The organism is Streptomyces sp. NPDC059816 (assembly GCF_042732055.1).
Taxonomy (GTDB): Bacteria; Actinomycetota; Actinomycetes; order Streptomycetales; family Streptomycetaceae; genus Streptomyces.
In genome coordinates this window covers 200,477-224,896 of record NZ_JBHWIQ010000005.1, presented here as the reverse complement: position 1 = coordinate 224,896, position 24,420 = coordinate 200,477, and the positions used below count along the sequence as shown (strand labels likewise).

The following is a 24,420-nucleotide window of genomic DNA, read 5'->3' as shown; positions in this document are numbered from 1 at the left end:
GACGTTCCCTTTCCTTGACTTACTTCGCGTCCTTGACGACGTCCCAGACGACCACGATGGGAATTCCGTCCCAGGCTGCTCGTGCGGCGTCCGCGATGTAGTCCTCGTAACCGCCGGGGGAAAGACTCCCGTTGAAGGCCGGTTCGTAGCAGGCGCGCACGGTGAGGCCGGCCGCGGTGAACGCCTCGATGTACTGGCCGGGCAGGTGGACGTGGTTGCGGACGAAGGCGAGTTCGTCGTCGCCGTGGACGAAGAGGCACTGCCCCTGGAGGGTGATGACGAAGGGGTGGAGGTCGGTGACGATCACCCGGCCGCCGGGGCGGACCACCCGGGCGAGTTCGGCGACGGCGGGGCCGAGCGCGGGCTGGTGGGTGAGGGCCAGGGTGGAGACGGCGAGGTCCACGCTGGCGTCGTCCAGCGGCAGCTGTTCCAACCGGCCGAGGCGGAAGTCGACGTCCGGCGTCTTGGCCCGGGCCTGCTCCAGCATCTGGGGTGACTGGTCGACGCCGATGGTGCGGTAGCCGCGTTCGGCCAGCGCGACCGTGGTGCGGCCGGTGCCGCAGGCGGCGTCCAGGGCGGTGCCGACCGGACCCTCGTCCAGGAGCCGGTGGACGATCGGCTCCTCGACCTGGAGGAAGGAGCTGGGGAGGGAGTCGTAGCGCTTGGCCCAGGACGCGTACCCGGTCGATTCGTCCAGTTCGCTCACCGAGGCGCCGGCGCCGGGCATCCCCTCGTCGCCGCCGGCGGCGAACTTCCTGATCTCCGCCACCCGGGCTTCGAGGAAGGCTTCGTCGGCATCGATGGCGGAGCGCAGCAGGGCCAGCCCCTCGATCCCCAGGACCAACTCTCGCACACGCAATTCTTTTGCCATTCTTTTCCTTTCCGCACAGCACGCCGTCCTTTTGATCCGCGTTACCCGGACGCCGGTTCGTGCATTCTCTGGAAGATCAACGTGGCCGAAACAAGATCGAGGAAGGCTGATCCCGTCCGCTGGTTTGTTGTAGCTGGAAAGAACTCCTAACATCGAGCGTCTTCGCCGCTGGAGAACGGCGGTTGCGGCCGATGGGGAGGGGTCGAATGATCGAGGGGTACGTGGACCGGGAGAGCGTCACGTCGGGCGAAGTCCTCGGCTTACACGTCTCGACCGACGCGAAGGAGTTCCGGGTCCGCTTCTACCGGTTGGGCACCGAGCTGACCCACCTCGGGGACTCGGAGCCGTACCAGGGGGTGTGCAAGGCTCCGCCGCCGCACCCGGACGGGGTCGAGGGTCATGCGTCGCCGGCCGTCGACTGGGAGTTGCCGCGCTACGCGTTCCGGGTGCCCCCTCAGTGGCGGCCGGGGATCTACCTCGCGCACCTGGTGGAGGGGGACGAGCGGCAGGCCCGTGAGGTGCCGCTGTTGGGTGACGGGGACATCGAGGGCTTCGCCCGGGAGTTCTTCGTGGTGCGGCCCCGCGAGCCGGGGCGGTTCGGCCGCGTCCTCTACAAGAAGTCGACCTTCACCCGACACGCGTACAACCGCTCGGACAACGACGGCGTGGCGCGGGCCTCCAGCCTCTACGACAGCCCGGTCTACCGGGAGGGGGACGCGGACGAGCCGCGCGGACACAAGCTGAGCATGCACCGGCCGGGCGGGGTCATCGACCTGGCCCACTGGGACGCGCCCTTCATCGCCTGGCTGGAACGGTGCGGCTACGCGGTGGAGTACTGCACGGACCTCGACCTCCACGAGGACCCCGAACTGCTCGCCCCCTACGACCTGTTGTTGAGCGTCGGGCACGACGAGTACTGGAGCGCGTCGATGCGCGACCACGTGGACGCGCACGTGGCCGCGGGCGGGAACGTGGCGTTCCTCAGCGCCAACACCTGCTGGTGGCGAGTGCACCTCACGGACGGGAACACGGCCTTCGTCTCGGACACCGACCACCACGTCGGGGAGGTCTACCCCCATCTGCCCGCCACCGACCTGTGGTGGGCCGGGCCGCCGGACGGGGTGGGCCGTCCGGAGAACGGTCTCACCGGGGTGAGTTTCCGCAACGGCGGCATGTGGCCCGGCGACTGGCCGGGCGATCGGCCGCTGGAGGGGTTCACCGTGCAGCACGCGGACCACTGGGTCTTCGAGGGCACCGGGTTGCGGGACGGCAGCGACGGCCGGCCCGCCGACCGGTTGGGCGGGGGCACCGCGCTGATCGGGTACGAGTGCGACGGCGCCGCCTTCGCCTATGACGAGCAGGGGGTGGCGCGGGCGAGCGGGGTGGACGGCACTCCGGAGTCCTTCCTCATCCTCGGCATCTATCTGTTGGACCCCGTCAACGAGGACCTGCACCGCTTCAAGTGGGGGCACTGGAACTGCCCGGAGCGGGAGCCGGCGATCACCAGCCCCCGGGCCGCGACCATGGGCCTGTACACGACGGACGGCGGCACGGTCTTCGCCGCGGGCACCGTGGACTGGCCCGTGGTCTGCGGCCGGGAGTTGGACGCGGGCGTGGTGCGGGTGACCCGCAACGTGCTCGACCGGCTCTCGCACCGGGCTACAACAACTCGGGCAGGGAGTGCAGGGACGTGATCCGGTGGGCCCGGTCGGGCAGCGGCGGGGCCACCCCGTCGACGGCCCGGTCGGGCCGCCACAGGTGCACCGCACGGATGCCCCCGGCCAGCGGCCCCACCACGTCGGCCGCCCACACGTCCCCCACGAACAGGGCCTCTTCGGGGGCGACGCCGCAGGCGTCGAGTGCGGCCCGGTAGATGGCGGGGTGCGGTTTGCGCACCCCGACCCGGGCCGAGGTGACGCCGGCGTCCACCAGGTCACTCAGCCCGCACGAGGCCACCGCCCGGTCGAGGTCCCAGTACCAGTTGGAGCAGAGACCGACCCGCAGGCCGCGCCCGCGCAGTTGCGCGAGCACGGCCGTCACGTCGGGGAAGAGCTCCAGGGTCAGGCTCTTGGTGGCCCGGTCCAACTCCACCGCCAGCGGGCCGGCCTCCTCGGCGGGCACCCCGCACTCCAGGGCGCGCCGCCGCAGCCGGTCCACCTCCCAGGCCCGGTAGGTCGCTTCGTCCACCGAGTGGGCGCGGTGGTCCTCGCCGTCGGCGGGGCCGACCGACCACTGGTCGCCCCAGCGCTCGACGTACTCCCCGAGGCCGCGGCGCTCGAACACCGAGGCGTGGCTGGGCGGCATCGGTGGCACCAGCCGGACCAGGGTGCCGTAGAAGTCGAAGATCACGGCCTTGACGGCGGGCGACCCACCGGGTCGCTGGGCGGTGGTCACGGGATCAGTACCGCCCGTGCCGGCGGGGGAAGTAGTCCTGGCAGTCGCCCTCGCGCTCGATGTCCACGGTGGCGCAGTGCAGTCCGCCGCCGAAGGGGCCGACCGCGCGGAACGGAATCGGGACGATCTCGAAGCCGTACGAGGACAGCTGCTCGGAGAGGGCGACCTCCTTCTCCTCGATGCAGAGGGTGTTCTCGTCCAGGTTGAGCATGTTCCCGGCGAGCCACGGGCTGCAGAAGGACAGCTTCGGCGGGTGGTCCCAACTCGCCGGCTGCACCGCCTCGATGATCTCCCAGTCGTTGAGCCGGTAGAACTCCATCAGCTCGGGGTCGGCGAGCCGCTCCCCGCAGTGCAGCACCAGCCCGGGGCGCAGCGGCACCCAGGTGGCGTCGATGTGCAGGGGATGGGTGTTGGTGGAGGTCACCGCGTGCACCCGGTGGTCGGGGAAGTGGCGCTTGAGCCAGTCGAATCCACTGCGGTTGGTGACGAAGGAGAGCTGGACGAAGAGGTCCTTGCCGAAGCGGGCGATGTCGGCCGCGTCGAACAGCGGCTCCTCCTCCGTCAGCACCAGGTCGTAGTCACGGACCTTGGCGAGCTGCACCTCGGTGGGCAGGTCGTGGTACGTGTCCCAGAAGTCGGTGCGGTAACTGGCGTCGGTCAGACGGGGCTTGGGGGCGGCCTCCCAACGCATCCGGGCGTCGGACTTGAAGAGGTCCTGGAGGATCGGCCGGTAACAAAGGTACTCGAACCAGCGGCTGCGGTACGACATGGTGGCTTCGAGGACCTCGTTGCCGACCGTCAGCAGCAGGTCGCGCGGCGGCATGCAGCCCGACATGGTCTCCTGCTCCCAATCGGGCGTGGAGACCTTCTGGTTGAAGTCCAGCGGGGTGGGGCGGTCCACCCGTACCCCCCGCCGGCGCAGCAGGTCGGCGAAGGAGTCCAACTGCTCGTTGGCCTCGGCCATCATGTCGGCCGGCATCGTGCCGTAGGTGCCGAGGGGGAAGCCGTCCTCGGGGAAGTCTCTGGCCACGGCCGGCTCGGGTGCCTGGACCACCGCGGCGTCGGCCCGGCCGACGATCACGTGGCGCAGCGGATCCCAGCCGTTCCAGGAGTTGACCCGGGTGGGTCGCAGGTCCGAATCGCCGACCGTCGTGTCGGGGTTAGTCACGGGTAACACCTCTCGATAGGGCAACGCCGGGGACAGCAGGAGAAAAATGTGTCAGATGTTGCGCCACCGTCAAGGGTGCCCAAGAGGCACATCCTAGTGTTTTGCGTCAATTAACGACTGGCCATCGGACGGTACGGCTGCTTCTCGGCCACGCCTTCCCCGTGCGAGCGGGGGGCAATCCAAAACAACAACGTTCCATAATCCACGTCTCATCCTGGCCAAAAAGCGCCCCACCGGTAGTTTGCCGGTGTGCGCTGGGTAGATAGCAGCCCGGTTCAACCAGTCCTTGAAAGGCGGAGAATCATGCCCTTGCGCTTACCCCGCTTCACCTCGACTCTCGGGACCGTCGCCGTGATCGCCTCGCTCGCCGCGTGTAGCTCGGACGATTCCGCCGGAGGCAGCGGTGACCCCGACTCCCTGACCGTCTGGCTGACCATCGATGCTAGGGAGAGCTGGCCCGATCTGGTTGCCTCCACGAACAAACGATTCGCGGAGCAGTACCCGGACACCAAGGTCAAGGTGCAGTACCAGCAGTGGCCGAGCAAGAACCAGAAGATTGACGCCGCCCTCGCCGGCCGGGTCGTACCAGATGTAGTGGAGATGGGCAATAGCGAGACCACCAACTACATCATCAACGGCGCCTTCTCCCCTCTGGAGAAGAAGGATTTCGAGCATTCGGAAGACTGGCTTCCGGCGCTGGCCGACGCATGTGAACACAAAGGGAAGACATACTGTGTGCCCTACTACGCCGGGGCCAAGGTGGGGATCTACCGGACGGATATCCTGAAGAAGGTGGGCGTCACGGAAGCACCCACCACCTATCCCGAACTCCTCTCGGTCCTCGACAAGGTGAAGGCCGAGTTCGGCACCAAGGACAAGAACTTCTCCGCCTTCTATATGCCGGGCCGCTACCCGCACGCCGCCATGGCCTGGGTCAAGGACGCCGGGGGCGAGATGGCCGTCGAGGAGAACGGCCGCTGGCGCGGGGCGCTCTCCTCCCCCGAGTCGCGCCAGGGGCTGACCACCTGGAAGAAGCTGATCGACGACTACTACGTCGGTGACCGCTCCAAGGACAACGGCGACGAACCGGGTGTGGTGGGCCAGGGCAAGGTCGCCATGTTCTACGGCAACACCTGGGAGGCCACGGCCGCCACGGACCCGCGCAGCGGCGGCAACACCGCACTGCGCGGCAAGTTCTCCACCTTCGCCTTCCCGGGCCCCTCCGGTGAGTTGCTCCCGCCCTACCTCGGGGGTTCCCTGCTGGCGGTGCCCGCCAAGTCCGGCAAGCAGGAGCTCGCCCGGGACTGGATCAAGCTCTTCACCGACCACAAGTCGCAGCAACAGCTGATCAAGGCCCAGACCCTGCCGAACAACAGCGTCCAGCTGCGGGACGTGCCCGCCGACGGACCCAACGGCCCGTCCGCGCGCTCGGCCGAACGCGGTTGGGTGACCCCGCTGGCGCCCGGCTGGGTGGCCGTGGAGAAGTCCAACATCCTGCCCGCGATGCTCCAGGACATCGCCACCGGGAAGAAGTCGGTGCAGCAGGCCACCGAGGACGCCGACCGCGAGATCGACGCCCTGATCAACGAGAACTGACACCCCCACCACCCCCGTCGGACCTCGCCCCGCTCCACCCCTCGTCGGACCTCACCCCACTCCGCCACCCCACTCCCCTGCCTCTCCAACCCCCCGCACCCCCACCCCCCACCCCACTCACTTAGACGTGTTCACCCCACCCCCACCCCACCCATTGCGTCGGTCGTGCGTGCGCAGGACGCACCGCGGGCGACGATTCGAGGAGCCTCCGCATGGTGACCACAGACCCACCGGACTCCGTCGCCGTCTCCCCGCCCGTCCCCCCGGCGCCCGCCGGGGGGACGGGCCGGCGGGCCCGGCCGCCGCTGAGTCGGCTGATCCCGTACGTCCTGATCGCCCCGACGGTGCTGGCGCTCGTCGCCGTCCTCGGCTACCCCCTGATCGAGCTGGTGCTGCTGTCCTTCCAGGACATGACCCGTCGGGAGCTGTTCGCCGGCACCGAACCGCCCTGGGCGGGGCTGCGGCAGTACCGCACCATCGCCACCGACGGGTTCTTCTGGACGGTCGTCGGGCGCACCGCGCTCTTCACCACCGTCGCCACCGTCCTGACCATGGCCCTGGCCATGGGGGTGGCGCTGTTGGGCCGCCGCGTCTCCCCCTGGGTGCGGTTGCTCATGGCCGGCGTGCTGGTCGCCGTGTGGGCGATGCCGGTCATGGTGGCGGCGGCGGTCTTCCGCTGGTTGGTGGACGCCGACTACGGCGTCATGAATTGGCTGCTCAGCCAGGTGCCCGGGCTCGACTTCAGCAAGCACAACTGGTTCGAGAACCCCTGGCAGGGCTTCACCGTGGTGGTCGCCGTGGTCGTCTGGGGTTCGCTGCCCTTCGCCGCGATCACCCTCCAGGCAGCCCTGACCCAGGTCCCGCCGGAGCTGGAGGAGGCCGCCACCGTCGACGGCGCCACCCGGCCCCAGATCCTCCGGCACATCGTCTTCCCCGTGATCAAACCGGCGTTCGTGGTGGTGACCACGCTCAACGCGATCTGGAACTTCGGGGTGTTCAACCAGATCTGGCTGATGCGCACGGGCCAGCCGGAGAAGGAGTACTACCTGCTCGGCGTGTACTCGTTCATCGAGTCGTTCGCCGTGAACCGCTACAGCACCGGGGCGGCCATCGCGGTCGTCACCGTCCTTCTGCTGCTCGTCGGGGCAGTGGTGTACGTCCGTCAGCTCGTCAGGATGGGAGAGGCCGAATGACCACCGCTTCCGCTCCGGCCCGCGGTGCGCGACGGCGCCGCTCGCGCAGGGCCAACGCCCTCGGTCTGCTGTTCTGCACCGTGATGGCCTTCCCCCTGTACTGGATGCTCCTCACCGCGATCCGGCCCTCGTCCGAGATCCGCAGCAATCCGCCGCAGTTCTGGACCTCGGAGCCGACCCTCGACAACTTCCGCCGGGCCATGGCCTCGGAGACCTTCTGGTCGAGCGTGCGGGCGAGCGCACTGGTCGGGGTGGGGACCGTGGTGGTCTCGCTGCTGATCGGAGTGGCGGCGGCCTATGCGGTGGCCCGGTTCTCCTTCTTCGGGCGCCGGGCGTTCGTGGTGGTGATCCTGTCCGTGCAGATGATCCCGTTGGCCGGCCTGATCATCCCGCTCTACCTGCTGCTCAGTGACGCCGGGCTGACCGACAGCCTGGTCGGCGTGGTCCTCACCTACCTGGTGTTCATGCTGCCGTTCACCGTCTGGTTGTTGCGCGGCTTCGTCGCCGGGATCCCCGTGGAGCTGGAGGAGGCGGCCATGGTCGACGGCTGCACCCGGGCCGGGGCCTTCCGTCGGGTGACGCTGCCGTTGCTGGCGCCCGGGCTGGTCGCCACGTCCATCTACGCCCTGGTGCAGGCGTGGAACGAGTACGTCCTGGCCTACGTACTGCTGTCCAGCACCGACAAACAGACCGTCTCCATCTGGCTCGTCTCCTTCCAGACGAGCTTCGGCACCGACTACGGCGCGCTGATGGCGGGAGCCACGCTCACCGCCCTGCCCGTCGTGGTCTTCTTCATGATCGTGCAACGCCGGGTGGCGGCCGGCCTCACCGTGGGAGCCGTCAAGGGATGACCACGTGCGACCAGCAACCTCCGGCGGGGTCGTGTGCGACCCTCCGCACCGGATCGACCCGCGGCGCCCGACGCAGTGCGCCGCGCAGCGGACACGACCTACGCACCAGCAGGGGAAAGCCCGGACCACGACCGGGCTCCGGGGACGGTTCCCCCCTCCCCGGGGAAAGACCGAGGGCATGGTGCCGGCGGCGCCTGCCCTCTTGACCAGCAGGAGAACTCTGTGACGTTCGACCGTCTTGACCTGGTGTCCAAGCTCTACCAGCCGTCCGGCTGGCCACGCGTGCTGGAGGCCGCCGCGGGGAAGTCCACCACCGCTCCCCTGGTGGTGGACCTCGACCCGACGACCTTCTGCGATCTGGCCTGCCCCGAGTGCATCAGCGGCAAGTTGCTCAACCAGGGACGGTTCACCCCCGAGCGCCTCGCCGAGCTGGCGCAGGAACTCATCGACATGTCCGTCCGCGGAGTGGTCCTCATCGGCGGCGGCGAACCACTGGCGCACCGGGGCACCCGTCAGGTGCTGCGGATGCTCGGTGAGGCGGGCATAGCCATCGGCGTGGTCACCAACGGCACGATGATCAAGCAGAATCTGGAGGAGTTGGCCGAGTACGCGGCCTGGGTCCGGGTCTCGATGGACGCCGGCACCCTGGAGACGTACGGGAAGTTCCGGCCCGACCGCAAGGGCCGCAGCGTCTTCGACAAGGTCGTCGGGAACATGCGGCTGCTGGCCGAGGTGAAGAAGGGCGCACTGGGCTACTCCTTCTTGGTGATGACCCGTCAGGAAGCGGACGGCACGATCGTCAGCAACCACCACGAGGTGCTGGAAGCCGCCGGACTCGCCCATGACATCGGCTGCGACTACTTCGAGACCAAGGCGATGTTCGACGACGGGCACCATGTGATCCAGGTGGCCGACGACCTCCTGAAATCCGTCGACGACCAACTGGACGAGGCCGAACGGCGCTGGGCGAGCGACTCCTTCCAGATCATCAACTCATCCACCCTGACCTCGTTGCGCAACCGGGTGGGCGCGGTCCAGCCCAAGGACTACCACCGCTGCCAGGTGGCGGAGCTACGCACCCTGATCACCCCGTCCGGGGTCTACGTCTGCTCGTACCACCGGGGGAACTCCCAGGCGAAGATCGGGGACGCGGTCACCGAGCGGCTGCCCGACATCTGGGAGAACGCGGACCGGGGGATCATCGACCCCACCCGGGACTGCCGCTTCCACTGCGCACGTCACCGCTCCAACCTCGAACTGGAGAAGATCGCGGTCGAAGCGGTGACGCCGGAGGGTCCTGACTACGACCCCTTCATCTAGGGCACCGGGCTCGCAGCGGGCTCCGGACCCGCGGCCCGGGTGGGAATCACCCGGGCCGCGGGGTACTGCTCCCCGAGCGCCCCGCGCACGGCGGACGCGATCCCGTCGGCGTCGGCGGTGCGGCACACCCCCACCAGGGAGCCGCCGCCGCCGGCCCCGCTGAGCTTCAACCGCAGCCCCGCGGAGCCGAGGGCCAGCTCCCGCAGTTCCTCCAGGACGGGGGTGGACATCCGCTGGTGGTCGCGCATGGTGACGTGGGCGCGGTCCATGGCCCCGGCGAGGCCGTCCAGGTCCCGGGCCCCGATCGCCGACCACGCCTGAGTCGCCGCCTCGTCGGCCTCCTTGCGGTACAGGGCCAACGCCGGGTCTCCGGTGGCCAGTTGTTCGCGCACCACCCGGATGTGGTCACCGGTGTCCTTGCGGGTCGCCGAGTCCAGCACCAGCACGGTCCAGTCCTCGGGGAAGACGGCACGGTCCCGGATCACGGGCAGCCCGGTGGTGCGGCCCTCCAACAGCAGCGCACCGCCCTCGATGACCGCCAGGTGGTCCATGCCGCCCCCGTTGAAGCGGGCGAACTCGAAGGCGTACGCCCACTGGGCGAGCGTGGCGTCCGGGACGCCCGGTGCCGGGACGCACAGTCGGGTGTACGCCCGCAGCAGCGCCACGATCAGGGCGGTGGACGAGGACAGCCCGCTCGCCGAGGGCGCCGCGCTGTGCACCCGCACGGCGGGCGGCCGGGGGTCGAGACCGGGCAGCCGCTCGCGCAGGTACGCCCACACCTCCTCGGGCCAGCCCTCGGCGGGCGGCGCGGGCGGGCCGGGGACCGTCTCCACGACGGTGGTCAACTCCAGGGCGAGGCTGACGGACCGGCCGCCGAGCCAGTCCAGGTCCTCACCGGCCAGACAGGCCCGGCAGGGCACTTCGGCGCGTGCCACGCGCTCGGTGGTCACCGGGTACGGAACCTTCCTACGGGCGTCACGGGGGTCATGCCGCCTGCTCCGCCAGCCAACCCGGCAGGGCCTCGGGCGTGGCGTTCAACCAGTTCACGTACCGCTCCACCCCGTCCGCGACGGAGATGCCGGGGCGCCAGCGCATCAGCTCGTAGAGCCGGTCGGTGTCGGCGTAGCCCCCGAGGGGGTCGTCGGCGGGCCGGGGGGTGGTGATGAAACGGGAGCCCGGGAAGTGCGGGGCGATCAGCTCGCCCACGTCGCGCACGGAAGTCGGCTTGCCGCTGCCGACGTTGACGGTCGCCCCGACGACGCCGTCCTCCACCAGGGCGAGCGCGGTGGCGGTGGCGATGTCGTCCACGTGGACCAGGTCGCGGACCTGGACGCCGCCGCCGTTGAGCCGCATCGGCAGCCCGAGCCGGGCGTGCATCGCCAACCAGGCGACCATCCAGGAGTGGCTTCCCGGCTTCGGCACCTGGGGGTCGCCGTAGACCGAGAAGTAGCGCAGCACCGAGAAGTCGATCCCGGCGGCGCCGAGCAGCAACCGGGTCTGGTGTTCGGCCCACAGCTTGGAGTTGGCGTAGACGGACAGCGGATGCAGCGGCTGGTCCTCGTGGAAGGTCTGCGGGCCGTCCGAAGCGGCGGTGCCGTTGCCGTACACGGCGGCCGACGAGATCAGCACCAGCCTGCGCACCCGCGCAGCCACCGCCTCCTCCAGGACGACCTCGGTGCCCTCGATGTTGGCCTTGAAGGCGATGTCGGGTCTGCGGGTGCACGCGGCCACATCGGCGTAGGCGGCGGCGTGGACGACGAGTTCGGCGCCGTCCATCGCCTTCCGCACCAACGCCCGGTCCCGTATGTCGCCCACCACCAGGCGGGTCGCGTGCCGTTCGGCACCGAACAGTGCGTGGATGGAATCCGGATAGGCGTCCATGCGGTCGAGGACGGTCACCTCCGCCTCGGCCCCGCGCAGCAGGGCGGTCAGCCGGCTGCCCACCAGGCCCGCGCCTCCGGTCACCACGACTCGGGAGCCCCGCAGCTTTTCCAGTCGCACGGACCGGAAGTCACCTGAGCCAATGGCTTCGCCATCGGTCTTCTCAGTCATACGGACTCCTTTAACGGTGATACGTATGGGATGCAGCGCAGACAGCATGAACGATCATCGTTGGCCGTAACCAGGGGGCCTTTTCGGCGCTTGAGCGGCCATGGAAGACCCTTGCGTAATTTCCGAAATTCGCCAGTGCCTTCGGACGGGAAGTGTGCAGCGGGATGACCGGGAGATTCGGTCGTACCGCGGCTTCGTCCGTCCATCGGGCACCAGGAACACCCAAAACACGGAGGACCTGTGACGCGCTATCGCATCAGCGGCTCGGTGATGACCCACCCCAAGCGGCTGGCCGCCGCCGAGGCGTTGGCCCGGTCGGCTCCCCCGGGAGCGCTGCACGTGGTGACGGACCCCGATCCCGACGGCGAACCGTCGGCCCTGCGCACCGCGCTGGTGGCCTGGTCGTCCATCGAGGAGGGGGCCACCCACCACCTCGTGCTCCAGGACGACCTGATCCTGTCCGGGGCGCTCTTCGAACGGGTCCAACGGGCGGTGGAGCAGCGGCCCGATGCGGCACTCGCCCTGTTCGCGCTCTGGGACTCGCGCAACGGCGCGGCGGTCCGGCTCGCCGCGATGGCCGGGGCCCGCTGGGTGCGCGCGGTCAACGAGTACTTCCCCTGCCTGGCCGTGGTGCTGCCCCGCGAGGTGGCCGCCGACTACGTGCGGTACGGCAGCTCGCGGTTGGGCACCTGGCCCGACGACATCCTGCTGCGGCAGTTCCTGCGCAGCCGCGGGGTGCCCGCCTACGTGGCGGCGCCCAGCCTCGTCGAACACGACGACCGGGGCAGCATTTCCGGCAACGCCTTCCGCGGGCCGCGGCGCTCGGTGTGCTTCCTGCCCGATGACCGCGGGGGCGACGAGAGCATTTCCCTGGACCGACCGCGGGTGGTCCCCTTCTTCAAGAACGGGACGGCCCAGTGCGCGGTGCGGGTGGCCGGCCCGGGCCCGGAAAGATGGCTGCACCTGGAATGCACGGAATATCTCTCCGGGCTCGGCGTGAACGTGAACAGATATAAATCGGCCAATGTCGAGTTGACTGAAGCACCCGACCCGGAAGCGGCTCGGGAAACCTGGCTGACCGCATTCACCATGGGATTCGCCCATCGGGCGGAGGGACGGGGCGACGTCCTTTCCCGGACAGCGGCCTGCGCCGAGGCGCTGGCCACCATCGGCCCCGGCGGGGTCAGTGCCCGCCAGAGCGAGGAGCGGATCGCCGCACTGCGCGCGAACCTGGCCGAGGTCGCCGCCGCCGGGGTCACCGCGGGGCTGGACGCCGGTCGTACGGCGGGGGCCCGTCCGGTGCGCTCCGGGCGGCGGGTCACCGTGTTCGGGGCGGCCAGCCCGCTGGGCGAGCACGTGGTGCACGGACTCGCCGCCCGCGGACACCGGGTGACCCTGGGGTCCCCGGCCGACACCGCCGCCGCGGGCACGCGGTCGAATCGGGACGCACTCGTCGACCTGCGCCCCCTGCGGCAGGCCGCGGACGGCGGGGACACCGGGGTCCTCGTCCGGAGCGCCGACGGCCCTGCGGTCACCCTGCGCACCGGCGACCTCTACGGTCCGGGCTGCTCCCCCCGCACCCCGATCGGCCGGATGGTGTGGAACGCGCTGCGCAGCCGCCCCGTCGTCCTCACCGACCCGCCCGGTCGACCGTTGCGTCCGCTGCACACCTACGATCTGGTCGGCGCGCTGTGCCGGGTGTTGGACGAACCCCCGGCGGCCGAGGTGCTCGAACTCCCCGAGGAGACCGCGGTGTCGCCCGGCGCCATGGCGGAAGCGGTGCTGAGCGCGGTGCGCCCGGTCGGCGTCGAAACGGTCACCGCCCCACCGCGCACGGCTCCCGTGCCGGACGTCCGGGGGGCCGGTGCCCCCCGGCTCCAGGGGTGGAAGCCGACCGTGGACCTCCACCACGGGCTGCACACCTACATGCAGTGGCTGGCGTACGAAGGGCTCGCCCTCAGCGGCACCTGAGCGGGGCCGGGGCCGGCCCGGTCAGGAAGGTGCCGGGCCGCCCCGTTGCCAGGACCAGGCGGCGATGCCCACGCGGTTGCGCGCCCCGATCTTGCCCTGGATGTTGGCGATGTGGGTCTTGGCGGTGCCCGCGGAGATGAACAGCCGGGCACCGATCTCGGCGTTGGTCAGCCCCTCGGCGACCAGGTGCGCGATCTCCTCCTCGCGGGCGGTGAGGGCGGCGGGCGGCGGCGGGCCTTGGGACGGCCGCGCGTCCTGCGCTTCGCGGAGCAGCCGGACGGTCAGTTGGGGGCTGATCAGCACGTCCCCCGCCATGGCCGCCCGTACGCCCTCGATGAGCAGCCCGGGCCCCGACCGCTTCAGCAGGAAGCCGCAGGCCCCCTCGCTCAGGGCGGTGCGGACGTAGTCGTCGTGGTCGAAGGTGGTGACGACGAGCACCCGCACCGGGTCCGCGACGCCGGGCCCGGCGAGGCGGCGGGTGACCTCCAGACCGTCCAGGCCCGGCATGCGGATGTCGGCGATCACCAGGTCGGGGCGGAGCTCCCGGGCCAGGGACACGGCGGCGAGCCCGTCCGCCGCCTCTCCCACCACGGTCATGTCCGGTTGGGAGCCCAGGATCAGCCGGAAGCCGCTGCGTACGTCGTCCTGGTCGTCGGCGAGGAGGATGCGGGTGCTCATGTGGTGCCCTTCGGGTGATGCGTACGGTCCGTGCGGTCCGTGTGCTGCCGGCGGTCCGGGCGGTCCAGCTGGTCCGTGTCTTCCGGGCGGTCGGGGCGGTCCGTGGTGGGGAGTTCGGCGGTCAGTCGCCAGCCGCCGCCGGTGAGCGGGCCGGCCGTGAGGGTGCCGCCGAGGGCCTTCGCATGCTCGGTCAGGGCGGTCAGCCCGAGGCCGCCGCCGCCCCGGGACCGGGGAAGGGAGCGACCGGGGGACGGGCGGCGCGTGCGGTCGTTGGCCACCTGGAGCCGTACCGCCGTGGGGGTGAGGCTGAACCGGACGTCCACCCGGGAGGCGTCGGGCGCGTGCCGACGTACGTTCGTCAGTGCCTCGACCACGATGCGGTGGGCCGCGGCGCCCGCTTCCCGGGAGAGGGCCGCCACCACGTCCGGTTCGCAGCGCAGTTGCACGTCGATGCCCTGCGCCTGCCCGAACCGGTCTACCAGTGCAGGGAGTTGATCGATCCCGGGCGGCGGCTCGGCGGGTGCGGGGGCGTCCTCCCCGTGCAACATCGCCACCGTGCGGTCCATCGCGGCCAGCGCACTGAGTCCCGCCCGTTCTATGCGCTCCAGCGCGAGGACCGCCTGACCGGGGTCGTTCGCCGCCACGAAGCGGGCCGCCTGGGCCTGAACGACGATGCCGCTGATGTCGTGCGCCACGAAGTCGTGCAGGTCCCGGGAGAGCAGCAGCCGTTGGGCGCGCCGGGCCTCGGCGACCGCGTCCCGGTGGCGCCGCGCGGCCCGGCGCGGGACGAGCCCGGTGGCGATCGCCGCCAGTGCGGGCAACAGCCAGAACACCGCCACGCCGGTGCGCTCCAGCACTCCCCCGTCGACCAGCGGCACGGGCCACGCGGCCACCGCGAGCGCGGTTGACGGCACGGCGAGCCAGGTCTCGCGCCGGGGCGACCAACGGGCCACCACCGCGATCAGCACCAACAACAGCCCGGACTCCACGAGGCTCCAGGACGCGCGGGTGACGCCCGTGCTGACGCCGGTGGCGGGAACACCGAAGGTCGAGAGCAGCGAGAGCGCGGCGCAGACCGCGGTGGGCCGGGCCAGCCGGGTGGGCACGGTACGGATCCACAGGGCGTGGACCAGCGCCCCGGCCAGCAGAGCGGCGGACGCCAGCGCTGGTACCGCCACCAGCAGGTTCACGATCGCCGCTCCCGTCATGCCCCTCAACTCCCCCGCCGTCCACCGAAGATCACCAGCCTAGGGTGGCGGCCGGCCGCCCGGGCTCCCCCGATCGGCAGAGATCGGGCGGTGCGGTCCGGAGTCCCTGTGCCGATCAGCGGATGGGCGACAACGGGGGCCGTCGGCCAGGCTGTTTCCCGTAGCCACCCGGCCGAATCATCGAGCCGCATCCCCACGAGCCGTATCCCCACGGGAGTCGTCCATGCGCAGCACCGCACTCCGCACGCCCGGCGCGATCGGCGCCGCCACCGCGCTCCTCGTCGTCCTCGCGACCGCCGCCACGTCCACCGCGGCGGCACCGACCGGCCGGGACCCGCAGCCGGCCGCCGCCGCGCGACCCCTGGCTCAGGGCACCGGCGCAAGCACCGCGGCGCGGGAGTCCGCGGACCCGGCCCCCGCCGAGGAGTCCGCCGCCCGTGCTGCGCGGTCCCCGCGCGCCGCGAAGCCCCCGGCCCGCGTCGAGGGGTCGGCCCGCATCCACTACGCCTACTCCCCCGAGGACACCATCCGCTTCAGCGTGCACGCCGAGGCCGCGCCCTTCACCCGACCGCTGCCCGCGCCACGGGGCGAGCGGGGGTTGCCCACGGACGCCCGGGGGACGGTGCGGATCTCCCACCGGGTCGCCTCGACGGGCTTCACCGCGTGGTCCGTGGCGGACGTGGACTGCCTCGTCACCGGTGGCAGCACCGCGACCCTCACCGCGATCGTCCGCGCGTCGAACACGGGGGAGCGGGGCACCCGGTTCGGCATCAGCGTGCAGCAGGGCCGGGACGGGCGGCCCGACCGGCTCGGTTTCGGCTGGGGCGTGGCGAACGCCGGTGCCGAGGGCACGGGGACGTGCATGGCGCCGGCTCCCTTCGCGCCCGTGGTGCGCGGCGGCTACCGCGTCACCCACGCCGACCTGCCCCCGATGCCCCCGGCCCCCCCGTCCACGTCCACCCCACGGCCGGAGGCCCGGCGCGGCTGAGCGCCGACCGCCCACCCACAGTGATACGTGTACATCGCCTTTCGGCCAACCCGAGTGACCGGACGGTTCGTGGGGCGGAGGTATTCCGGGTGAAAGGTGGGTGAAATCTTGGGCAACTCGCTGGCGCGGGAGTGAGGTTCGGCCGTAATGCGGGGAACCGGGTCCGACTTCCGTGCAGGTGCGGCAGAGTCGGTGATCCACGCGGGGCAGGCCCGAACGGGAACGACGGGCCGCCTCGGTCCTGTCCCCCACCAGGAGGCCCGATGTCCCCCCGTTCGCGCCTGTCCCGTCCGTTGCGTCTCACGCTGACCGTCGCGCTTCCGCTGGCCCTCGTCGGCGGGGTCGCCTTCACCGCGACCGCCGGTGTGGTGTCCGGTGACGGGGCGGAGGTCCGCGGTGCTCCCGAAGTCGTGGGGTCCGCCGTGTTGGACGAGATCCCGCTCGCGGAGTTCAGCAACGGTCTGATCCCCGGCTCGGTCGACAACGACCGCGGTGTCCACCTGGGCATCGGCAGCGACCTGTACCCGGCGGACCGCCCGGGCGAGTTCTGGGCGCTCACCGACCGGGGCCCCAACGGGCTGATCACCGTGGCCGGGAAGAAGCGCCGGACCTTCGCCGTACCGGAGTTCAACCCGGCGATCGTCCGGGTGAAGGTCGAGGGCGAGCGGGTGCGGGTGCTCGGGGCGGTGCCGATCACCACCCGCTCCGGGAAGCCGGTGACCGGGCTGCCGAACCAACTGTCGCGCGACGAGGCCCCCTTCACGTACGACGCCAAGACGCCGCTGGAGGTGAACCCGAACGGGCTCGACACCGAGGGCCTGGTGCGGGCCGCCGACGGCTCGTTCTGGGTGGTCGACGAGTACAGCCCGTCACTGGTGCACCTCTCGGCGCAGGGCAAGGTGCTCACGCGCTACGTGCCCGAAGGGTTGAAGCTGCGGGGCGCCGACTACCCCGTGGTCGAGGCGCTGCCGTCGATCCTGCTGAACCGCAAGCAGAACCGGGGCTTCGAGGCGCTGACCGTGCTGCCCGGGGGTGATCTGGTGATCGCCGTGCAGAGCCCGTTGCTGGTGCCCGACAAGGCGTCCGGCGAGGCGTCCCGCAATCTGCGGCTGCTGCGGTTCTCGCCGGAGGAGGGCGAGGTGACGGGCGAGTACGCGTACCGGCTGGACCCGGTGAACGAGGTGGACCCGGCGGAGACGGACCCCTCGGAGCTGAAAGTGTCCGCGCTGGTCGCGACGGGCCCGCGCACCGTCCTGGTGCAGGAGCGCACGGACCGCACGGCGCGGCTGCACCGGGTGACGTTGCCGCGCGGCGAGGGCATCCTCGGGAGCCGCTGGGACGACCTGGAGACCTCCCCGAGTTACGAGCAGACCGCGGACCTGGCGGGCGCGGGGGTGCAGGTCCTCGCCAAGGAGTTGGTGGTGGACCTCGGCAAGGTTCCCGGGGTGCCGGGGAAGGTCGAGGGCGCCGCCCTGGTGGGCCGCGACACCCTCGCGCTCATCAACGACAACGACTTCGGCATGTCGGACGGTCCCGATGCGTTCGACGAGAACGGTCGGCTCCGGGACAGCGGACTGAACACCAAGGTCACCCACGTCAAGCTGCCGGCGCCGCTGAAGCGCTGAGCACCGGTGCGGCGCCCCGCCCCCGTCGCCGCGGGTGCGGGGCCGAGCGCCGCACCCGCGGCCGGACGGACGCGGCTGCACGGGGGCGCCGGGCCCACCGGCGGGGCGTCTCAGTCCAGGTAGCCGCGGAGTTGGTCGGCGAAGGCGTGGTCGCGGAGTTTGTTGAGGGTCTTGGACTCGATCTGCCGGATGCGTTCGCGGGTGACGCCGAAGAGCCGGCCGATCTCCTCCAGGGTGCGCGGGCGGCCGTCGGCGAGGCCGTAGCGGAGTTGGACGACCTTGCGTTCGCGTTCCCCGAGGGTGGACAGCACGGCGTCGAGGTGTTCGCGCAGCAGGAGGAAGGCCGCGGACTCGACGGGGGACGCGGCGTCGCCGTCCTCGATGAGGTCGCCGAGCGCGACGTCGTCCTCCTCGCCGACCGGGGCGTGCAGCGAGACGGGTTCCTGGGCCAGCCGCAGCACCTCGCTGATCCGCTCCGGCGACAGGTCGAGTTGGGCGCCGACCTCCCCGGCGGTCGGCTCGTACCCGTACTCCTGGAGCATGCGGCGTTGGACGCGGACCACCCGGTTGATGAGTTCGACGACGTGCACGGGGACCCGGATGGTGCGGGCCTGGTCGGCCAGGGCGCGGGACATGGCCTGGCGGATCCACCAGGTGGCGTACGTGGAGAACTTGTAGCCGCGGGCGTAGTCGAACTTCTCGACGGCCCTGATCAGTCCGAGGTTGCCCTCCTGGACGAGGTCCAGCATGGTCAGGCCGCGGCCGACGTAGCGCTTGGCGACGGAGACCACGAGCCGGAGGTTCGCTTCGATGAGGCGCCGTTTGGCGATCCGGCCCAGGACGACGAGCCGGTCGAGTTCGCCGGCGAGCCGTGAGTCGAGGTCGTGGGCGGTGTGCAGTTTCTCCTCGGCGAAGAGTCCGGCTTCGACGCGGCGGGCGAGTTCGACCTCGTCGGCTGCGGTCAGCAGGGGGATGCGGCCGATCTCCCGCAGGTACTGGCGGAACAGGTCGGAGGAGGTGCCGCTCGGGGCGTGCGGACCGGCCGGCGGCGCGGGGTCCGGCCGGGCGGCCGGTTCGCTCGGGGCGGTGGCTCCGGGCGGGTCGTCCCGGTCGGCGGTGGCCGGGCGACAGCCGGCGGACGCGGTCGCTTCGGGGTGGTGCGGTGCGGTGCTCTGCGCGGGCACTGCTGGCAGGGTCCGGGCAGCGGGGGCGCGGGTGTCGTGGGGCGACTGGGCGAGGGTCTGGGTCTGGGTCTGCACGGCGGCGACCTCCAGGGGGTTCGCTGCTGAGGCGAGCGACAGGGGGAACGACGGGACCGACGGGACCGGTCGCGCCGCTCCCGCCCCGTACGCGTATGAGCGGAACCGCGGGGGTGAAGGGTCCGTCAGGGACGGACCGGCCGCGCTCCGGGGACTCAGGCACCGACCCCAGTGTGCTGTACGACACATCCCCGCCACGAGGGGCGTGCGGGGTATTTTTTGCGCCCGGTGCGTGACCGCGTGCTCACGGGTGCCGATGCGTGCGGGCCGGCGGACGGTGGCCCGCCCGGTCCGGGGTCGGCGCCCCCGGGGCGGGGGTCAGAGTGCGCCCGCGCCGTGCTGCTGGAGGGACTGGTCGTACTGCTGGAGGACCCAGAGTTCGTTCTGCACGGCGGCCAGATGGGCCGGGTCACCGCCCGCGCCCAGCCGGGCCAGGGTCGACTGGATGTCCCGGACACGGCGCTCCACGGCGCGCCGGCGGACGGCGACGAGCTGTTCGCCGGCGTAGACCTCGTCGACGGTGCGGCGCATGATCGCCTCGACGGCCAGCTCGGTGACCATGGCGCGGACCCGGTCGTCGGGGGCGGCCTCACGGACCCGGACGAGGTACGCCTGGGAGTCCTGGACGCCCCGTTCGGCGCCGCCGGCCTCCATGACGGCATCCCGGACGGCGGCGTAGGGCTCGGCGGTGAACTCGTCCGCGCCGTAGGCGTCGAAGGCAGGTGAGACGAGTTCGGGGCGCTGGAGGGCGAGCTTCAGCAGTTCGCGTTCGGTGGCGTGGACCGCGTTGCGCAGGTTGAGGGCGGGGCCCTGGGGGCGGCGGGGGGCGCTGTTCTCGTGGGCGGAGGCCGTCCGGGTCCGGTCCGGGGCGGGGCCCTGGCCGCCGCGGTCACGGGCCCAGCGGGCGATCTGTGCGACGCGCTTGACGACGAACTGGGTGTCGAGGATGCCGACGAGACCCGCGAGCTGCACGGCGACCTCGTGTTGGGAGGCGCTGTTCTTGATGCGGGCGACCACCGGGGCGGCCTCGTCCAGGGCGGCGGCGCGGCCGGCGGGGGTGTCGAGGTCGTAGCGGGAGACGATCTGCCGCAGGGCGAACTCGAACAGCGGGGTGCGGGGCTGCACCAGGTCGGCGACGGCCTGGTCGCCCCCGGCCAGCCGCAGGTCACAGGGGTCCATCCCGTCGGGGGCGACGGCGATGTACGTCTCGGCGGCGAACTTCTGGTCGTCCTCGAAGGCGCGCAGTGCGGCCTTCTGGCCGGCCGCGTCCCCGTCGAAGGTGAAGATCACCCGGGCGGAGCCGTTGTCCATCAGCAGGCGGCGCAGGATCTTGATGTGGTCGCTGCCGAACGCGGTGCCGCAGGTGGCGATGGCGGTGGTGACGCCCGCGAGGTGGCAGGCCATGACGTCGGTGTAGCCCTCGACGACCACGGCCCGGCTCACCTTCGCGATGTCCTTCTTGGCGAGGTCGATGCCGTACAGGACCTGGGACTTCTTGTAGATCGCCGTTTCGGGGGTGTTCAGGTACTTGGGGCCGTTGTCGTCGTCGCGGAGCTTGCGGGCACCGAAGCCCACCACTTCGCCGGAGATGTCCCGGATGGGCCACATGAGGCGACCGCGGAACCGGTCGATGGGGCCCCGGCGGCCCTCCTGGGACAGGCCGGACAGCAGGAGTTCCTTGTCGCTGAAGCCCTTGCCGCGCAGGAAGCGGGTGAGGTGGTCCCAGCCGGCGGGGCTGTAGCCGACGCCGAAGTGCTCGGCGGCGGACTGGTCGAACCCGCGGGAGGCGAGGAACTTGCGGCCGATCTCCGCCTCGGCGTTGGCGTCCAGCTGTTCGGCGTAGAACGTGGCGGCGATCTTGTGGGCCTCCACCAGCCGGATGCGCTCGCCGCGCTGGTTGCTGGGGTTGTAGCCGCCCTCCTCGTAGCGCAGGGTGATGCCCGCGCTCCCGGCGAGCCGCTCGACGGCCTCCGAGAAGGAGAGGTGGTCGACCTTCATCACGAACGTGATGGTGTCGCCGCCCTCTTGGCAGCCGAAGCAGTGGAAGAGCCCCTTGGACGGGCTGACCTGGAACGACGGCGACTTCTCGTCGTGGAACGGGCACAGGCCCTTCAGGTTCCCGCCGCCGGCGCTGCGCAGCTGGAGGTACTCGGACACCACGGCGTCGATCGGGACCGCGTCCCGTACCGCCTTCACGTCCTCGTCATTGATCCTGCCGGCCACGCCGCGATTCTACGGGGGAGCACCGACACTCCCGTGCCGCGCGGTGGTGCCGGGGCGTCCGTGGAGGACTCCGGCCCCGGCCCCACCGCGCGGCGGGGATCAGCCCGCGTCCACCGGGACCAGCGATTCCAGGGGGACGGCCGGGTCGGCGAGGGCGTTCGGGTCGACGCGGACACCGGACCGGATCAGTGCCTGCACCGGTGCGGTGACGTCCCACACATTGACGTTCATGCCGGCGAGCACCTTGCCGTCGGCCAGCCAGAAGGCGATGAACTCGCGCTTCCCGGCGTCCCCGCGGATCACCACCTGGTCGTAGGTGCCGGGCGGCGCCCAGCCGGAGTACTCCAGGCCCACGTCGTACTGGTCGGAGTAGAAGTACGGCAGCCGGTCGTACGTGACGTCCCGGCCGAGCATCGCGCGGGCCGCCGCCGGGCCGCCGTTCAGGGCGTTCGCCCAGTGTTCGACCCTGATCCGGCGGTCGAACAGCGGATGGTGCACGGAGGCGATGTCGCCGGCCGCGTGGATGTCCGGGTCGGAGGTGCGCAGGGCCAGGTCCACGGCGATGCCGCCGCCCTGGGACCGGTCCACCAGTTCCAGGCCCGCGGCCTGGGCGAGTGCGGTGCGCGGGGCCGCGCCGATCGCGGCGAGCACGTCGTGCGCCGGGTGCTCCTCGCCGTCGTCGGTCCGCACGGCCAGGACCAGGCCGTCCTCCCCGACGATCTCGGTGAGGCTCGCGCCGAAGTGGAACCGCACCCCGTGCTCGCTGTGCAGGTCGGTGAAGAGCTGCCCCAGCTCCGGACCGAGCACGCCGTGCAGGGGGGTCGGCCCCCGGTGCACCACTGTGACCTCCGCCCCGTAGGAGCGGGCCGCGGCGGCGACCTCCAGACCGATCCAACCGGCGCCCGCGATCACCAGGTGGCCGTTCTCCCGGCCGAGGTTCGTCAGCACCTGGCGCAGCCGCTCGCTGTGCGCGAGCCGCCGCAGGTGGTGGACGCCGACGAGCTGGGTACCGGGAACGTCGAGGCGGCGCGGTTCCGCGCCGGTGGCCAGCAGCAGCTTGTCGTACGCGATGGCCGTGCCGTCGCCGAGCCGCACCGTCCGGGTGGCCCGGTCGATGAGGTCCACGGTCTGCCCGAGGTGCAGCTCGACGTCGTGCTGCGCGTACCAGGCCGGTTCGTGGACGAAGACGCTGTCCCGTTCCGCCTTGCCGAGCAGATAGCCCTTGGAGAGCGGGGGGCGTTCGTAGGGGTGGTCGCGTTCGTCGCCGATCAGGATGACCCGGCCCGAAAAGCCCTCCTCGCGCAGGGTCTCGGCCGCTTTGGCGCCGGTGAGCCCTCCACCGATGATGACGAACGTCTGATCCTCGTCGACCACGTGATGCCTCCTCGTGAGCTATCCGCCAGGGTGAGCGTCCCGCACCGGGCGGGATGCGGGAAGAGGGGGTGACCCGATTAGGCCAGTGCTCGTCACGCGCCGTGGCGGTACCGGGGATTCCGCCCGCCGTCCCTCCTCAGGTGCGTGCCCCGGGGACCCGGCGTTCAGTCCCCCGGGCACGCGGACGCCACCGGTCAGTGGGCCGCCCGGGCGCCGACCGGCCCCGCGCGCACCGATCGCCGGCCGGGGGCGGGCGACCGGTGCGGCTGCGGTCAGTGACCGCCGGGGCGGCTGGTCAGCCGGGCGTGCAGGGCGGACGCCGAGGCGTCGGTGAGCGAGGCGATCTGGTCGACGATCACCCGCTTGCGGGCCCGGTCGTCGGGCTCCGCGTCGAACAGCGCGCGGAACTGCGGGTCGAGCCCGTACGGGGCCCGCAGCGTCAGCGCCTCGGCGAGTTCGGCGACGACGACGCGCTGCTCGGCCCTGATCCGTTCCTGTTCGGCCCGCTGCATCACGTACCGGTCGGCGACGGCCTTGAGGACGGCGCACTCCAGGGCGGCTTCCCGGGGGACGACGAGCTGCGCCGCGTACCGGGTGAGTCGGGCACCGGTGTGCCCCGGGTCCCAGCGGGCCCGGGTGGCGTGCTCGGCGGCCAGGCAGAAGCGGCCGATGAGCTGGCTGGTGGCGTCCTTGAGGCCGGCCTGTGAGGACGCCGATCCGTCGTAGCCGTGCGGCCACCACTCCTGGTCGAGCAGCCGGTCCAGGGCCGCGGCGAGTTCCGCCGGGTCGGTGTCGGCGGGGACGTAGCGGCCGACCGCCACGTCGAAGATGCCTTGCCGTTCCGGTGCGGAGTGCAGCACGTTCGGGTCGATGTGCCCGGCGTGCAGTCCGTCCTCCAGGTCGTGGACCGAGTAGGCGACGTCGTCGGACCAGTCCATGACCTGCGCCTCGAAGCAGGTGCGGTCGGCGGGGGCGCCGGCGCGGACCCAGTCGAAGACCGGGCGGTCGTCCTCGTAGACCCCGAACTTCGGGGAGGCCGGGTCGGTGGGGTGGCCGCCCAGGGGCCAGGGGTACTTGGTGGCCGCGTCCAGGGCCGCGCGGGTCAGGTTCAAGCCCACGCTGACCTCGGGGGCGCCGGGCGCGTCGGGCGGCGGGGCGAAGCGCTTGGGCTCGATGCGGGTGAGCAGGCGCAGTGACTGGGCGTTGCCCTCGAAGCCGCCGCAGTCGGCCGCCACCTCGTTGAGGGCCTGTTCCCCGTTGTGGCCGAACGGGGGGTGCCCCATGTCGTGGGAGAGGCAGGCCGTCTCCACCAGGTCGGGGTCACAGCCCAGGGCCGCGCCCAGTTCCCGGCCGACCTGGGCGCACTCCAGGGAGTGGGTGAGCCGGGTGCGGGGGCTGGGGTCCCAGGCCGGGCCGCGGCTGCCGGGGGCGACCACCTGGGTCTTGCCCGCGAGCCGGCGCAGCGCCGCGGAGTGCAGGACACGCGCCCGGTCGCGCTGGAACGCGGTGCGGCCCGGGCGTTTGTCGGCCTCGACCGCCCACCGGGCGGTGTCGGCCGAGTCGTAGGGGACCGCATCGGGCTCGGAGCGGAAGGTACGTGCCATGACCCCGACAGTAACCGGCCCGAACACCCCCTGACGGGGCACGGC

Annotated in this window: 19 protein-coding genes; 8 read left to right on the top strand and 11 right to left on the bottom strand. The window is 71.6% G+C overall.

Annotated elements, in window-relative coordinates; genetic code table 11:
- Positions 1-19: 19 nt before the first annotated feature.
- Complete coding sequence (locus ACFV88_RS09440; protein WP_385487807.1) at positions 20-853, bottom strand: class I SAM-dependent methyltransferase; 834 nt, start codon at positions 851-853, stop codon at positions 20-22.
- Between the two features lie 224 nt (positions 854-1,077).
- On the opposite strand from ACFV88_RS09440, the gene ACFV88_RS09435 reads away from it, so the two are divergent.
- On the top strand, positions 1,078-2,565 hold the full coding sequence (locus ACFV88_RS09435) for a N,N-dimethylformamidase beta subunit family domain-containing protein (RefSeq protein ID WP_385487805.1): 1,488 nt from the start codon (positions 1,078-1,080) through the stop codon (positions 2,563-2,565).
- Here ACFV88_RS09435 and ACFV88_RS09430 read toward each other — a convergent pair.
- A complete protein-coding gene (locus tag ACFV88_RS09430; protein WP_385487803.1) occupies positions 2,531-3,265 on the bottom strand; it encodes an HAD family hydrolase in 735 nt (244 codons plus the stop codon). The two genes, ACFV88_RS09435 and ACFV88_RS09430, sit on opposite strands and share 35 nt — an antisense overlap.
- Positions 3,266-3,269: 4 nt before the next feature.
- A complete protein-coding gene (locus tag ACFV88_RS09425) occupies positions 3,270-4,433 on the bottom strand; it encodes a serine/threonine protein kinase (protein WP_385487801.1) in 1,164 nt (387 codons plus the stop codon).
- A 303-nt stretch (positions 4,434-4,736) separates the two neighbouring features.
- On the opposite strand from ACFV88_RS09425, the gene ACFV88_RS09420 reads away from it, so the two are divergent.
- The 4 genes from ACFV88_RS09420 (at position 4,737) to ACFV88_RS09405 (ending at position 9,393) form a co-directional block, all read left to right on the top strand.
- The gene (locus ACFV88_RS09420; RefSeq protein WP_385487799.1) at positions 4,737-6,029 is read left to right on the top strand and encodes an extracellular solute-binding protein; all 1,293 of its coding nucleotides are present in this window, start codon (positions 4,737-4,739) and stop codon (positions 6,027-6,029) included.
- A gap of 212 nt (positions 6,030-6,241) precedes the next feature.
- A complete protein-coding gene (locus ACFV88_RS09415; protein WP_385487797.1) occupies positions 6,242-7,222 on the top strand; it encodes a carbohydrate ABC transporter permease in 981 nt (326 codons plus the stop codon).
- Positions 7,219-8,073, top strand: coding sequence for a carbohydrate ABC transporter permease (locus ACFV88_RS09410; RefSeq protein WP_385487795.1), 855 nt, complete (start codon positions 7,219-7,221; stop codon positions 8,071-8,073). The genes ACFV88_RS09415 and ACFV88_RS09410 overlap by 4 nt, the downstream gene beginning before the upstream one ends.
- Before the next feature lie 222 nt (positions 8,074-8,295).
- Positions 8,296-9,393 carry a radical SAM protein gene (locus tag ACFV88_RS09405; protein ID WP_385487793.1) on the top strand — a complete coding sequence of 366 codons (1,098 nt, stop codon included), beginning with the start codon at positions 8,296-8,298 and terminating at the stop codon, positions 9,391-9,393.
- Here ACFV88_RS09405 and ACFV88_RS09400 read toward each other — a convergent pair.
- Both ACFV88_RS09400 and ACFV88_RS09395 read right to left on the bottom strand, forming a co-directional pair.
- Positions 9,390-10,343, bottom strand: coding sequence for a galactokinase (locus tag ACFV88_RS09400; RefSeq protein ID WP_385487791.1), 954 nt, complete (start codon positions 10,341-10,343; stop codon positions 9,390-9,392). The two genes, ACFV88_RS09405 and ACFV88_RS09400, sit on opposite strands and share 4 nt — an antisense overlap.
- A 34-nt stretch (positions 10,344-10,377) precedes the next feature.
- The gene (locus ACFV88_RS09395) at positions 10,378-11,445 is read right to left on the bottom strand and encodes an NAD-dependent epimerase/dehydratase family protein (RefSeq protein WP_385487789.1); all 1,068 of its coding nucleotides are present in this window, start codon (positions 11,443-11,445) and stop codon (positions 10,378-10,380) included.
- Between the two features lie 240 nt (positions 11,446-11,685).
- Between ACFV88_RS09395 and ACFV88_RS09390 the strand changes: the two genes are divergently transcribed.
- Positions 11,686-13,416, top strand: coding sequence for a hypothetical protein (locus ACFV88_RS09390; protein ID WP_385487787.1), 1,731 nt, complete (start codon positions 11,686-11,688; stop codon positions 13,414-13,416).
- Positions 13,417-13,437: 21 nt separating this feature from the next.
- Here ACFV88_RS09390 and ACFV88_RS09385 read toward each other — a convergent pair whose 3' ends face one another.
- Positions 13,438-14,094 (bottom strand): response regulator, encoded by a 657-nt coding sequence (locus tag ACFV88_RS09385; protein ID WP_385487786.1) that lies wholly within the window; start codon positions 14,092-14,094, stop codon positions 13,438-13,440.
- Positions 14,091-15,302 carry a sensor histidine kinase gene (locus ACFV88_RS09380; RefSeq protein ID WP_385487785.1) on the bottom strand — a complete coding sequence of 404 codons (1,212 nt, stop codon included), beginning with the start codon at positions 15,300-15,302 and terminating at the stop codon, positions 14,091-14,093. The genes ACFV88_RS09385 and ACFV88_RS09380 overlap by 4 nt, the downstream gene beginning before the upstream one ends.
- Positions 15,303-15,525: 223 nt before the next feature.
- Here ACFV88_RS09380 and ACFV88_RS09375 point away from each other — a divergent pair, with 223 nt between their 5' ends.
- A complete protein-coding gene (locus tag ACFV88_RS09375; RefSeq protein ID WP_385487784.1) occupies positions 15,526-16,290 on the top strand; it encodes a hypothetical protein in 765 nt (254 codons plus the stop codon).
- Positions 16,291-16,553: 263 nt separating this feature from the next.
- Positions 16,554-17,915: an esterase-like activity of phytase family protein gene (locus ACFV88_RS09370; RefSeq protein WP_385487782.1), complete on the top strand. Its 1,362-nt coding sequence runs from the start codon at positions 16,554-16,556 to the stop codon at positions 17,913-17,915.
- Between the two features lie 110 nt (positions 17,916-18,025).
- Here the strand turns inward: ACFV88_RS09370 and ACFV88_RS09365 are convergent, their stop codons facing one another.
- From ACFV88_RS09365 to ACFV88_RS09350, 4 genes are all read right to left on the bottom strand, one after another.
- Positions 18,026-19,174, bottom strand: a complete 1,149-nt coding sequence (locus ACFV88_RS09365; protein WP_385487780.1) for an RNA polymerase sigma factor — start codon at positions 19,172-19,174, stop codon at positions 18,026-18,028.
- A 318-nt stretch (positions 19,175-19,492) separates the two neighbouring features.
- On the bottom strand, positions 19,493-21,397 hold the full coding sequence (gene dnaG / locus ACFV88_RS09360; protein WP_385487778.1) for a DNA primase: 1,905 nt from the start codon (positions 21,395-21,397) through the stop codon (positions 19,493-19,495).
- 99 nt (positions 21,398-21,496) lie between these two features.
- Complete coding sequence (locus ACFV88_RS09355) at positions 21,497-22,771, bottom strand: NAD(P)/FAD-dependent oxidoreductase (protein WP_385487776.1); 1,275 nt, start codon at positions 22,769-22,771, stop codon at positions 21,497-21,499.
- Positions 22,772-23,043: 272 nt separating this feature from the next.
- Positions 23,044-24,375 (bottom strand): deoxyguanosinetriphosphate triphosphohydrolase, encoded by a 1,332-nt coding sequence (locus ACFV88_RS09350; protein WP_385487774.1) that lies wholly within the window; start codon positions 24,373-24,375, stop codon positions 23,044-23,046.
- Positions 24,376-24,420 lie beyond the last annotated feature (45 nt).